Annotated in this window: 13 protein-coding genes; 2 read left to right on the top strand and 11 right to left on the bottom strand. The window is 41.9% G+C overall.

The genetic code is table 11. The features are described 5' to 3' along the window. Positions 1-107: 107 nt before the first annotated feature. A complete protein-coding gene (locus tag AC4PHB_RS06510) occupies positions 108-884 on the bottom strand; it encodes an enoyl-CoA hydratase/isomerase family protein (protein ID WP_492135643.1) in 777 nt (258 codons plus the stop codon). Between the two features lie 98 nt (positions 885-982). On the opposite strand from AC4PHB_RS06510, the gene ybaK reads away from it, so the two are divergent. After that, positions 983-1,459, top strand: a complete 477-nt coding sequence (ybaK, locus tag AC4PHB_RS06515) for a Cys-tRNA(Pro) deacylase (RefSeq protein ID WP_492135644.1) — start codon at positions 983-985, stop codon at positions 1,457-1,459. Between the two features lie 213 nt (positions 1,460-1,672). On the opposite strand, the gene lpdA is transcribed toward ybaK, so the two are convergent. From lpdA to AC4PHB_RS06560, 9 genes are all read right to left on the bottom strand, one after another. After that, positions 1,673-3,058: a dihydrolipoyl dehydrogenase gene (lpdA, locus tag AC4PHB_RS06520; protein WP_492135645.1), complete on the bottom strand. Its 1,386-nt coding sequence runs from the start codon at positions 3,056-3,058 to the stop codon at positions 1,673-1,675. Positions 3,059-3,068: 10 nt separating this feature from the next. After that, positions 3,069-4,373 (bottom strand): dihydrolipoamide acetyltransferase family protein, encoded by a 1,305-nt coding sequence (locus tag AC4PHB_RS06525; RefSeq protein ID WP_492135646.1) that lies wholly within the window; start codon positions 4,371-4,373, stop codon positions 3,069-3,071. Between the two features lie 19 nt (positions 4,374-4,392). Continuing rightward, a complete protein-coding gene (locus AC4PHB_RS06530; RefSeq protein WP_492135647.1) occupies positions 4,393-5,388 on the bottom strand; it encodes an ATP-NAD kinase family protein in 996 nt (331 codons plus the stop codon). Between the two features lie 41 nt (positions 5,389-5,429). Beyond that, positions 5,430-6,401 (bottom strand): alpha-ketoacid dehydrogenase subunit beta, encoded by a 972-nt coding sequence (locus tag AC4PHB_RS06535; RefSeq protein WP_492135648.1) that lies wholly within the window; start codon positions 6,399-6,401, stop codon positions 5,430-5,432. Continuing rightward, positions 6,402-7,382 (bottom strand): pyruvate dehydrogenase (acetyl-transferring) E1 component subunit alpha, encoded by a 981-nt coding sequence (pdhA, locus tag AC4PHB_RS06540; RefSeq protein ID WP_492135649.1) that lies wholly within the window; start codon positions 7,380-7,382, stop codon positions 6,402-6,404. Positions 7,383-7,394: 12 nt separating this feature from the next. Beyond that, positions 7,395-7,766 (bottom strand): Lin0512 family protein, encoded by a 372-nt coding sequence (locus AC4PHB_RS06545; RefSeq protein WP_492135650.1) that lies wholly within the window; start codon positions 7,764-7,766, stop codon positions 7,395-7,397. 173 nt (positions 7,767-7,939) lie between these two features. Continuing rightward, on the bottom strand, positions 7,940-9,865 hold the full coding sequence (locus AC4PHB_RS06550; RefSeq protein WP_492135651.1) for a sigma-54-dependent Fis family transcriptional regulator: 1,926 nt from the start codon (positions 9,863-9,865) through the stop codon (positions 7,940-7,942). A 16-nt stretch (positions 9,866-9,881) separates the two neighbouring features. Then, positions 9,882-10,364 (bottom strand): NUDIX domain-containing protein, encoded by a 483-nt coding sequence (locus tag AC4PHB_RS06555; protein ID WP_492135652.1) that lies wholly within the window; start codon positions 10,362-10,364, stop codon positions 9,882-9,884. A gap of 20 nt (positions 10,365-10,384) precedes the next feature. Beyond that, the gene (locus AC4PHB_RS06560; RefSeq protein ID WP_492135653.1) at positions 10,385-11,203 is read right to left on the bottom strand and encodes a carbon-nitrogen hydrolase family protein; all 819 of its coding nucleotides are present in this window, start codon (positions 11,201-11,203) and stop codon (positions 10,385-10,387) included. Between the two features lie 212 nt (positions 11,204-11,415). On the opposite strand from AC4PHB_RS06560, the gene AC4PHB_RS06565 reads away from it, so the two are divergent. Continuing rightward, a complete protein-coding gene (locus AC4PHB_RS06565) occupies positions 11,416-11,868 on the top strand; it encodes a nucleoside deaminase (RefSeq protein ID WP_492135654.1) in 453 nt (150 codons plus the stop codon). Positions 11,869-11,902: 34 nt separating this feature from the next. Here the strand turns inward: AC4PHB_RS06565 and AC4PHB_RS06570 are convergent, their stop codons facing one another. After that, complete coding sequence (locus tag AC4PHB_RS06570) at positions 11,903-12,649, bottom strand: gamma-glutamyl-gamma-aminobutyrate hydrolase family protein (protein ID WP_492135655.1); 747 nt, start codon at positions 12,647-12,649, stop codon at positions 11,903-11,905. Between the last annotated feature and the right edge of the window lie 68 nt (positions 12,650-12,717).

Here is a 12,717-nt window from a genome sequence, read left to right on the forward strand (position 1 = left end):
CTTATTATCAATTTTATTTTATATTAATCTCTCAAATGTGTCTATCAGTCATTTTAGCAGTGTCATCCCACATGACAAAGACTGCGGATTTCTCCACAGTCTAATAATCATTCCTTGATCCATTTAGGCTCTCTTTTCTCAAGAAATGCACTTACCCCTTCCTGTGCTTCCTCTGTTGTACATAGAGCTGCGAAATGGTAATTAGTTACTTCAAGTGCATCCTCAAATTTCATGTCTTCCATCTGGTAAAAGGATACTTTGCCCAACTGCATTGCCCTAGGGCTTTTTGCAGCAAGCTTCTTAGCGTATTTCATTGTTTCTTCTTCCAGACTATCAGCCGGAACTACCTTGTTTATCAAACCAATTCTTAGAGCCTCATCGGCACCTATAAGATCACCTGTCATAATAAGCTCGAGAGTCTTTTTCCTGCCAAGGCTTTTATAAAGGGGAACAGCTGGTCCCATACAAAATAGTCCCACATTTATAGCAGTCGCTCCGAACTTCGAATTATCTGATGCTATTGCCAGATCGCAAGCTGCTACCAGACCTATTCCATTCGCTACTGCAATTTTATGGACCGATGCTATCACAGGCTTTTTCATATGTGCTATGGTCATATTCATCTCCTCCATAAGCCTGACCCATTTGAGGTATTCGTCCATCGACTTCCCATCTACGTAATTAACGTCGATACCTGTACAAAAATTCCTCCCGTTTGCATTGATGACAACTACATTTACCTCAGACTCATCATCCATCGATCTAAGGGCATCGTTTAATTCCCTGGCCATTGTCAGATCGAAAGTATTGTTTGCCTCAGGTCTGTTTAGTGTTATAATGCCTACCTTTTCTTTTTTGCCGTAGATTATTGTTTTCCAGTCCATTGCAGCCTCCCATTATTGTTTTTTTTAGTGTGCATTTCATCTATATTTGTTTGTTCTATTCAAATAAACTTGTTACAATCTAGCTATGAGGTGATAACATGAGTGAAAAGACAAATGCAGCCAGATTGCTTGATATCGCAGTCATAGATTATATACTTTCATCCTATGATACAGAAGATGGGGCTATTGATGGGAAATCAGTAGCAAAAAAACTCGGCTTGTCAGAGGATGAAATATTTAAAACGCTTGTTGCAATAGGAAGCACAAAGGAGGTCTATGTATTTGTAATTCCAGTATCCTGTGAGCTGGATCTTAAAAAGGCAGCCAAAGCAACTGGGGAGAAGTATATCGAAATGCTCCCATTGAAAGATTTATTCAAAACAACCGGCTATGTAAAAGGAGGATGTTCTCCTATTGGCATGAAGAAGCACTATCCGACATTCTTCGACGAAACGCTGGTACTTCTTGATATAGTAGTATTCAATGCTGGAAAGGTTGGTTTTCAGCTCCACGTTCCCGTTGCAAAACTGGACAAGGTCCTTGACTATAAGATCGCAGACCTTGTTACGGATTAACATTATTTAACGAGTATCGAAGCTATAATGAATACGATCCCAAGTGCAGCAAAAATAAGCATAAGTCTCCATCTTGGATCTATATTGTAACCGTTGAGCTTGTTCATCTTCTACCCCCACGACTAGTCTATTATTTAATATTATAGCATAACAATAATTAAGAAGTGTAAAAAAAGTCGCCTGGAGGCTTTTATCCACCAGGCGTTTAAGTCTTTAGGGTATATGTATTGCTCTCCCAAAGACACCCTCCGCTGCTTCATGTACTGCTTCACCAACTGTTGGATGAGCATAAATAGTAGTTATTAGCTCCTGGACTGTAGCTTCAAGCCTAATTGCAACAGCTCCTGAAGCGATCAACTCAGTTGCACTGTTTCCGGCAATGTGAAGTCCCAAGACTTCACCTGTTTTCTCATCAGCCACTATTTTAACTAATCCCCTGACATTTCCGGTGATTACTGACTTTCCATTCCCATACATTGGGAATTTTCCTACTTTTATCCTATATCCTTTCGTAATTGCATCTTCTTCCGTCAAGCCTACAGAGGCAAGCTCAGGGTTTGTATATACACAGTAGGGAATCGTCCTGAAATCCATTGTCATTCTTTCTCCCATAATGAGTTCTGCGACCATCAGCCCGGATGCTGAAGCGACATGTGCAAGCTGAACTCCTCCTGTACAGTCACCAATTGCGTATATATTATCAACATCTGTTTTAAATAGCTTATCAACTTGAATAGCTCCTCTTTCAATCTTTACTCCGATTTCCTGAAGTCCTAAGCCATCCCCCATAGGCTTCCTGCCTGTCGCCATAAGAACCTTTTCAGATATTACCTGGAATGTATCATCACTCATTTGTGCAGTTACCTGGAGTCCATTATCAGTTCGATCGATTTTTAAAACCTTAGCTGACTTATATACCTTAACTCCTTTATCGACTAATGTTTCCTCAAGGCTTTTAACTATCTCTTGATCCATATTTGCGACAAGACGTGGTAGCATCTCGATAATAGTGACCTGGGTTCCTAGATTTGAATAAATATTGGCAAATTCAACTCCAATTACACCACCGCCAATAACGCAAAGGCTTTTAGGGATCTCAGCCAAGCTCATCGCCTCTCTGCTTGTTATCACTCCCTCCAAATCATGACCGGGTACAGGAATGACTATGGATTTCGATCCCGTCGCAATTATGGCCTTATCAAAAGATATTCTCTTGCTTCCTCCTGCTGCAAGAGACACTTCGATGCTTTTACTCGATATAAATTTAGCACTTCCCTCAATAACTTCTATTTTCCCTATTCTGAGTAGATTCTTTACTCCCTCAACAAGCTGTGTAGCTACAAGTTCTTTCCTTTTCAAGAGATTATTCCAATTTACCTTAAGGTTATCCATCTCAAGGCCTAAGGCTTCAGCCTCATTCCTTAATTGATGGTAAATCTCTGTAGAATGAAGAAGTACTTTTGTTGGTATGCAGCCGGTATTCAAACAAGTTCCTCCGATGTATTCCTTTTCGATCAGAACTACCTCAGCACCCATTTGAGCTGCTTTAATTGCTGCGACATAACCGCCTGGACCGCCTCCGATTATTGCAATCTTCATTGTATCCCCCCTAAAGCAGAATTCTCAGCGGATGCTCCAGAGATTCCTTGAGTCTCGCCAGGAACATTGCTGCTACTGCTCCGTCAACTGTCCTGTGATCAGCAGTCAGTGACAGTTTCATTATCGGTCGTGCACAAACACAGCCCTCGACCACAATTGGAGTTTCAACGATTGCGTTAACCCCCAGTATTGCTGATTCTGGCTGATTGATTATTGGTGTGAAGCTTTCGATACCAAACATACCAATATTTGTTATAGTAAAGGTGCCACCTTCTATCTCGTCTGTCGTCAACTGATTTGTCTTTGCCCTGAATGACATATCTTTGATTTCTTCGGATATCGCACTAAGCGTCTTGATGTGGGCATTTTTTATGACAGGAACTATAAGCCCATCCTCTAAAGCGACTGCAACCCCCATATTCACATAATTTCGCATTATTATCTCATCTCCATCCAGGGAACAGTTGAGATATGGGTGTTCAAGCAGAAGCAACGAGGTTATTTTAGCTATAAGATCAGTATAGGTTATATTCCTTTCACCTTTGAGCTCCTCCCGTAATGCTTTTAAGTTTGTCATATCGACGGAAATGGTAAAGTTGACAGTAGGAGCGATCAACGAGCTCTCGCTCATTCTCTTTGCAATGATCTTTCTCATTGTCGTCATTGGGATCTTTCTGTCTTCTGTCTGTGCCATTGAGGCATATTGAGCTTGTTTCCCAGCTCTTAGCACATCGTCTTTCATCACCCTTGATCCACTTGAGATTCCTGATACATCCACTCCCAGCTCTTCTGCGGCTTTGAGAGCTGCAGGACTTGCCTTTACTTTCCCTTTGTCTTCAATCGCGCCTTTTACATCATCAAGAACGATCCTTCCGCCAGGACCTGTTCCTTCAATCGACTCCAAATCTATCCCTTCATCCTCTGCAAGTTTTTTAGCTACTGGTGAAATTTTTACCTTCCCAGTCCTCTCGGTTCTTTTATCCTGCTCGGTAGTCTTTTCTGGCTGCGGGATTTTATCCTCTTCCCTCATACTATAAGCTTCAGGTACATCAGCCAATAAAGATGAAATGTCCTCATTCGCACCACCCATTATACCAACTGGTGACATAATAGGAACAATGGAGCCTGATTCCACCAGTATTTTTCTAAGTACTCCATCCTCTGTTGCCTCTGCATCGTTGGTTATCTTGTCAGTCTCAATGCTGAATAATTTTTCTCCTGACTTGATCGAGTCCCCTTCTGCTTTATACCACTTAGCAAGCTTGCCCTCTTTCATTGTCAGCCCTAGCTTGGGCATAACTATTTTTTTTGCCATTTTACCTCCTCCTTCGATGCTACCTATTAAAGAATCCATTTAACTGAGCAGATTCTATTGTTTTCTTTATGTTGACCCTATATGGGCCGTCTCTAGTTATCTTAAACTCATAAATATCTCCCTTTTTAAATGGAAGCTCCCTCTCGCCATCAAGGGCCATTATTCCCTTGTACTCCATAGACATAGAGAAAATTTCATCAAGGGGATGAATCAATGGCTCATCAACTCTTATTTCCTTCATTGTCCCGGCTGCAATTGGAGCCACTAACTCAAATTCTCCGACATTTACATTGATAGATGCCCCAAAGTCATCATCCTCACTAATAATTTTCTTTACGCCCACAATGGTTGAAAAACCAATTGATGCAGGGTTAGCCCTTGATACTATTACCCTTTGGATATCTTCAGGATCCCAAATTGCTCTTGATCCTATGTAAGTCTGCTTCGATATTACACAGTCTACCAAGGCTATGTCCAGCATCTTTCCATCCTTATATATCTCTATTCTCTTATCCCTTCTGCAGGACTGCCCTAGATTACTTGTTCTTGTTGAAACTGCCGCAGCGGCTATACCTACAACTGTCCCCTCTAACATTTCAGGATACACATTGTTCGTCCCCGTGGAGATACTAATCAGTGGCGTAGTGGTGATCGATTTAGCAACAGCTCTGCTGGTACCATCACCTCCGAGTGCAATTATACATTGCACTTTATTTTCCTCCATAAGCCTGGCAGCCAGAATTGTGTCCTCGACACTGCCTTTAATTTTCATATCTAGTATTTCGACTGGTATTGTCAGCTCCTTTGAACTCTTAAGGGCTTCAGATGCCTTGTATCCTATAAGAAATGTATCCGGCATGATCACTACACCCTTAACGCCCGCTCCCTGAGCAGCCAGGATTATTCTCTTAACGATATTGATCTTCTCATTATTGTCAACTACGGTCGCATGGGAGACAAGTCGCCTGATGTCTTTTCCCGATGCAGGATTAGCTATAATACCGATTGTACTCATCTTTTCACCCCTTGGGAGGAGGCAACAAACGTTGCCTCCCTTTAGAACAGCTTTTTAACAGCCTTTACGATGTCATCTGCGTCTGGTATATAGTACTTCTCAAGAACCGGCGAGAAAGGAACAGGAGTATCCATAGCACATACTCTAAGTACAGGTGCATCCAGATAATCAAAGCCTTCCTCGGCAATTATAGCTGAAATCTCTCCTGCAAAGCTTCCTCTCTTATTTTCCTCCGTTGCAATCACGATCTTGTTTGTCTTCTCCAGTGATTTCAAAATTCCCTTCTTGTCAAATGGGAAGAGTGTCCTAGGATCAAATACCTCGGCCTCGATACCCTCAGCTGAAAGCTTTTCGGCAGCCGCAAGAGCCTCATGAACCATCTTTCCGGTTGCAACTATCGTTACGTCGCTTCCCTCTCGTTTGACGTCTCCTAATCCAAACTTTATTGGAGCCATATTCTCATCTACCTCGCCTGTAGCACCGTAAAGTACCTTATGCTCAAGGAATATTACAGGGTTGTCGTCATCTATTGATTGAAGCAATAAGCCGTAAGCATCAGAAGGTGTTGAAGGATATACTACCTTAAGTCCCGGAATATGTGCCATCCATGCTTCCAGCGACTGGGAGTGTTGAGCTGCTGCGCTTATTCCCGCACCCAACGGCAATCTTACAACCATCGGCAGATTGATTTTGCCACCAAACATATACCTCATTTTTGCTGCCTGATTGACCAGTTGATCCGCACCAACTGTTGCAAAATCTATGAACATCAGCTCTGCAATAGGTCTTAATCCCGTTGCGGCAGCTCCTACTGCAGTTCCAATTATTACACCCTCTGAAATTGGAGTATCCATTACTCTCTCTTCACCAAATTCGTTGAACATACCTGCTGAAACTCCAAAGCAGCCACCAAATGCTCCAACGTCTTCGCCAAAAAGAATTACGTTTTTATCTTCTCTCATTCGCTTATTCATAGCCTCTCTGATGGCTTCCATCATACTCATGGTTTTCATCTATCTTACCTCCTCTACGATATCAGTATAAATATCCTGAACGATGGACTCTAAAGAAGGCACAGGGCTATCTTCTGCAAATTTAATGGCTTCAGCGATTTCCTTGACGATTTCTGCATCTATCCTCTTAAGCTCTTCTTCTGTGACTATATCATTATCCAATAAGTAAGCTGCTGCTCTTGGTAGAGGATCCTTCATCATCCACTCCTGGACCTCGTCCGAAGGTCTGTAAGTCGTCGGATCGCCCTCAAAGTGTCCTTTATGCCTGTAGGTTTTGCATTCGATGAGAGTAGGGCCTTGGCCGCTTCTTGCCCTCGCAACTGCTTCAGTTGCTGCTTCGTATACGGCGAATATGTCATTACCATCAACTACTACTCCCGGGATATTATAAGCCACAGCTCTATCAGCCACATCTTGTATAGCCTGGTGTCTGGCTTGGGACATTGAAATCCCGTAAAGGTTATTCTCACAAACAAATACTACTGGAAGCTTCCATATGCTTGCAAGGTTTATCGATTCGTGGAATGTACCCTGATTAGTTGATCCATCTCCAAAGAAGCACGCACAAACCTGGCCTGATTTTCTATATTTTGCGCTTAAGCCTGCACCAACTGCAATATTGTGTCCTGCTCCAACGATCCCGTTAGCTCCCAAAATTCCTTTTGTTGCATCAGCAATATGCATTGAACCACCCTTGCCTTTGCAATATCCTGTTTCTTTCCCAAACAGCTCAGCCATCATATACTTGGTGTCTCCACCCTTTGCAATTATATGCCCATGTCCTCTATGGGTGCTGGTGATGTAATCATCTTCATTCATGCTCGAGCAAACGCCTGTCGCAACAGCTTCCTCGCCAAGATACAGGTGTACGAAGCCAGGAATGCTTCCTTCTGCAAATAATCTGCTTGCGTTTGTTTCGAATTCTCTGATTCTCTTCATAACCTTGTACATCTCAATTATTTTTTCATTTGTCAGATCCAAGAAAATCCCTCCTTAAAGTATAAATACTTCAACACAAGCCAGGACTGCTTCAATTGTATTGTCCTTATCCCCAAAAGCTGGTATATACAACCCTGGTATAGTCAACCCGCCTTTTACTGCTTTGACCTTAACGCTTCCTATTGGCAGCTGCTCCCTGATCTTTTTTTCATCCACCTCCTCTGGTCTTGAAACAGCGACTGTAACCTCGATCTCAACCGACGTATTTAAGTCCTTGATCCCCAGAACCTCTTCCAGCCCACACAAGCACGATCTCGATACTGCATCTTTCACCGCTTTAGCTGCAGCCTTTGAGATGTCTTGTCCGTGGAAGTCCATGCCCATACCAAACTCGATAATAAATCTTTTTCTGGACTCTCCTTCCATATCTCTATGTATTCCCCCTCTCTTTTCTTTACGGTATCTACTGATATATTAAGCAATTATCATGCCAATCGATCTATTTGTGCATTATCAGCATTTATCAACGTTGCTGAGATTTTTAAAAAAACAAAATTCCCGAAATCGGGAATTTTGTTTTCCCAATTCCGGGAATTTTCCTATGAACGATATTTTCTTGGTTCAATACTATACTCTTTTATTTTTCTATAAAGCGCAGACTTGCTCACTCCAAGTATACTGCTAGCCTCCAGCACCTGGCCTCCAGTATGCTCAAGAACCTTTTCTATGGCTGTCTTCTCATGGTTCCTGATAGTCATGACATTTTTAATGGTAAAATCGGAAGAGTACATATCAGCCTGCTTCTTAATAGCAGTTTCATTTATCAAATCACCCTCAGTCAGATGAAATGCTCTCTCTACCATATTTTGGAGTTCTCTGACGTTTCCTTTCCAGTTATGCTCAATCAACCCGTTAATAAACTCGGTAGAAAAATATTTTCTAGTTCCACTTACCGTGTTCAATCGCTCTAAAAAGTATTCTGCCAATAACTCGGTATCCTCTATTCTATTTCTCAACGGCGGTATATTGACTTTGAATACATTAAGCCTGTAGTACAGATCTTCTCTGAAGTTTCGGTTTTTTACCTCTTCAAAAAGATTTCTATTGGTGGCAACAATGACTCTAACATCAAGCTTCATCGGAATCTTACCGCCAACTCTGGTTATAGTGTAATCATCCAGGACTCTTAAGAGTTTGGCTTGAACGTCAAGAGGAAGCTCACCGATTTCATCCATAAATAATGTTCCGCCGTTAGCCAGCTCAAATTTCCCAATCTTCCCTTCTTTTACAGCACCAGTGAATGCTCCCCGCTCATATCCAAACAGTTCGCTTTCAACCAAGTCTCTCGGAAGTGAAGCGCAGTTGATAGCAACGAAGGGACCGTCCTTCCTATTGCTTGAATTGTGGATCGCATGGGCAAAAAGCTCTTTACCTGTTCCGCTCTCTCCCTCTATAAGAACACATCCTCTGGTTTTAGCAAACTTATATGCTTCCTTTATAGACGACTTCATTATTGGATTCTTAGTAAGGATACTGTCAAAAGTATATGTAGCTTTGTTTCCTGCTACAACATTTGCTGTTTTGTGAAGCTCCTTCATTTCCTTGAACATTACTATCATTCCTGTAAAGCTATCGTGTATGGTCATGGGTGCTATCCTGATATTGCAAGGGATGCTCTTACCATTAACATGGAAGTTCCAATCCAGCCTTCTTTGGTAATGATCAGGGCTCAAAAAAATCTTATCCCCTAAAATCGTTCTGATATCCTTAGAATCCAGATCTCCTCTGGAAATACCCAGTATTCTTTCCCCTGTTTTATTTACCCTAGTTATATTGTAATCACTATCAATGATCATGACTCCATCCCAAATCGACTCAACAGTAGTATCAATTAGTGCATACGACCTCCATAGTGAAAGCTGATTCTGGATTGAGTACGCAGCAGAAACAACAATGCCAAGAGTATGCTTATGTGCTCCATTGGAGTACCCCGACATGTCAAGGACTCCGATCAATTTACCTTCAGAGTCGTGTATCGGTGCAGCTGAGCAAGTCCATGTGTGGTGGCTTTTACAATAATGCTCAGCTCCAATAGTTTGAATGGGTTTATCTTCAGCAATACAAGTACCGATTGCATTAGTGCCTACATACTCCTCAGACCAAAGAGATCCTGTGCTGAACCTCAGTTTTTCTGCTTCAAGCTTGATTCCCTCTTCACCGATGATATGTAGTATCAAGCCCTCGCTGTCAGTTAAAACCAATACAAATTCGGTACCAAGTACTATACTGTTTAAATTGTCCATTATTGGTTTTGCTATTTCCAGAAGCTCTCTATTCCTTCTCAATGATTCATCCAGAGCTTCGTCAGGTACCTTAGTTCCATCTCCGCTATATGGATCTACTCCATAATCACGGCATCTCCTCCATGATCTTAATATCATCGGGTTCATATCGCTGGACTCAATATTATTCTGGATAAAGTTTAACCATGCATTTTCATATTTTTCTAATAGTATTTCGTTCAAGAAATCTCACCCCTTTTCATAGCGGATACCACCATATATAAGGCTCAGCACCATCAACTACTCCAAGAAGTATCTCATCTCTTACCTCGCTGAAATAATGTTCAAGAGCTTTTCTAACAGCAGGGATCTCTATCCTTTCAATTGCCTGAGATCTTTCAACCCAATGAAGAGACCCCTCATCACTGTCAATAACATCCGTCAGAGAGGGCTTCCCGAAAAATATATGGTTAATGACTATTTCCTTGCCGACATGATTATAAATGATGTACTTAAGATCAAGGGTTTCGATAGTGTATCTATCGAGCCCGGTTTCTTCTCTTATTTCTCTATAGATTGCAGAGTAAGGATCGTTGATCTCCTCAGGTTCGATATGACCTCCTACGCCAAACCATTTTCCCGGTCCAATCGATTTATGATTCCCTCTCTTAAGCATAAGTACCTTGTCTTCATAAAGTAAAAATGCAGTAACAATGTTCCTGAACCTATGCACGATAATCACCTCAGATAGTAATTATTCCTCTAGTATAATTCTGGTCTCCTATGCTTGAGGAGCGGCAGCTGATTTCGAACTTTCCTTATATGATCCCTATCAAGCTCAGCATAGAGAATTCCTTCCTCGGAGCCCAGTTGATCCACTATATCTCCCCACGGACTTGTCACAATGGAATGTCCGTAGGCTGTATAAGGACCTGAGAAATCTCTGGCTGGTGAACAAAGGAGCATGTAAAGCTGATTGTCAAGAGCCCTAACCCTTGCAGAGATATGCCAATGTGCCGGCCCAGTAGTCATGTTGAATGCTGCTGGTACTAAAATAGCCTCTGCACCCTCCAGTGCAAGTTTTCTTGAAAACTCCGGGAATCTTATATCGTAGCAGATTATCAGCCCGATTTTCATATCCTCTATGGTAAAAGTAGTTGACCATTCACCTGGCGTCAGTGTATCTGACTCCTTAAAGGTTATACCTCCCTCTACATCTACATCAAACAGATGGGCTTTCCTATGCTTTGCTATAAGCTCTCCATCATCTGAGTAAACATACGCAGTGTTATACAGCTTTTCTCCCTCCCTCTCAGGCACGGAACCACCTGCTATGTAGATCTTAAGCTCTTTAGAGAGCTCCTCCATCCACAGGTTGCTCCTTCCGGGATATTCCTCAGCATAAACAGGAAACCTTGAGTTTTCATAGGGTGTATTGAACATCTCCGGTAGCAATACCAACCTGGCACCATTTGATGCAGCCTCCCGTATCATTTCCTCCGCCATTCTAAGATTTTCTTCTTTGTCCTCTACTACTTTAAGCTGGATCAATGCTGTCTTAAGTGTTTTCATTTTAATCATCAACTCCTATATAAGTAATTTCAACTATAAGATCAACTGGCAGAATTCCCCTATCGATGTTATTAAAAACTCCCTTATACCCTGATTATACCAATTTTGGGGCAATTTTATCCTGTTTGTGAAAATAATCATCAAACAGGTACATCTGCCTTGTTTATCTCCAACATGGGTATATATTTAACGGAAGGCAGGTGCTATTTATGGATCCGTTTATGTCAGAAGCAATATCAGAGGCAAAGCTTGGAGTCGAAAATAGGGATGGTGGTCCATTCGGAGCTGTGATAGTAAATAATGGTACTGTAGTTGGAAGAGGCCACAATAAAGTCGTTGGAACAAATGACCCTACTGCTCATGCAGAAATCAATGCAATTCGTGACGCCTGTAAAGCTCTTGGAAGATTTGATCTGTCTGGCTGCAGACTATATACAACATGTGAACCATGCCCGATGTGCTATGCAGCCATTCATTGGGCACGAATAACTGAGGTCTACTACGGCTGTGATAGAGAGGATGCCGCACATATAGGCTTTGATGATAAGATACTCTATGATATACTGCCTCGACAGGATGATTTAGCATCTGTGAAACTTGTTCAAATGGAAAGAGATTCCTGTCTTGAGATCTTTAAGCTTTACGAGCAGGATGATGAGAAACAGCCATATTAGCATAAGAAAGGAAAGGGGAAACCCCTTTCCTTTCTTATGCTTTACAAATATCTATAAAACCTTCAAAAAACTTTAAGTATTTTGCATCAGTCTGGATCATCATCTCAGGGTGCCACTGGACTGCTGCAAGGAATCTGTCGCCTTCCAACTCGACTCCCTCGACCAAACCATCCTTCGCATGCAATGTCGGGATCAAACCTTTCCCAAGGACCTTTGCTGCCTGATGGTGAAGACTATTGGCACCGACCTCGCCTTCGAATATCCCATGCATCCAGGAGCCTTCTTTGACCTTTAAGATATGTGCAGGATAATATTTAGGGAATATTCCAAGACTATGATTCATCCCTTCAGATCTTTGAGTTTTCATGTCTTGATATAAAGTTCCTCCAAATGCAATATTAATCAACTGAAATCCCCTGCATATCCCAAGAACAGGTATCGAAGTCTCCTTTACAACTCGATTCAACAGTTCATACTCAAATCTATCCCTTACTGTGTCTATAGTGCCAAGTCCGAATATAGGTACTTCGCCATAAAGGGCTGGATCTATATCTGCTCCTCCTGTAAACACTATCCCATCCAAGCCTTTGACCAGTTCCCATATGGTCTCTACGCTGTCTGTTATTGGTAGTATTACCGGCGCTCCTCCCGCTCTCTCTACAGCTCTTATATAATCTGATGCTATCATCTGCCAGTCCTGAGTCTTTGCACCTATACCTTCATTTACCCCAAGCGTGTCAGTTGTTGAGTAGTTTAATGTGATGCCTATTACCGGTCTCATTTTGATCTCCTCCCAATTGTGTTTAATTATTGTCATTGTACCCACTCTTATCTTTTCTAACCCTATTC

It is taken from the genome of Gudongella sp. QWL-04 (genome assembly GCF_058683975.1).

Coding starts and splice junctions, on each gene's coding strand:
- AC4PHB_RS06510 (WP_492135643.1), bottom strand. CDS start 884: ATGGACTGGAAAACAATAATCTACGGCAAAAAAGAAAAGGTAGGCATT.
- ybaK (WP_492135644.1), top strand. CDS start 983: ATGAGTGAAAAGACAAATGCAGCCAGATTGCTTGATATCGCAGTCATA.
- lpdA (WP_492135645.1), bottom strand. CDS start 3,058: ATGAAGATTGCAATAATCGGAGGCGGTCCAGGCGGTTATGTCGCAGCA.
- AC4PHB_RS06525 (WP_492135646.1), bottom strand. CDS start 4,373: ATGGCAAAAAAAATAGTTATGCCCAAGCTAGGGCTGACAATGAAAGAG.
- AC4PHB_RS06530 (WP_492135647.1), bottom strand. CDS start 5,388: ATGAGTACAATCGGTATTATAGCTAATCCTGCATCGGGAAAAGACATC.
- AC4PHB_RS06535 (WP_492135648.1), bottom strand. CDS start 6,401: ATGAAAACCATGAGTATGATGGAAGCCATCAGAGAGGCTATGAATAAG.
- AC4PHB_RS06545 (WP_492135650.1), bottom strand. CDS start 7,766: ATGGAAGGAGAGTCCAGAAAAAGATTTATTATCGAGTTTGGTATGGGC.
- AC4PHB_RS06560 (WP_492135653.1), bottom strand. CDS start 11,203: ATGATTAAAATGAAAACACTTAAGACAGCATTGATCCAGCTTAAAGTA.
- AC4PHB_RS06565 (WP_492135654.1), top strand. CDS start 11,416: ATGTCAGAAGCAATATCAGAGGCAAAGCTTGGAGTCGAAAATAGGGAT.
- AC4PHB_RS06570 (WP_492135655.1), bottom strand. CDS start 12,649: ATGAGACCGGTAATAGGCATCACATTAAACTACTCAACAACTGACACG.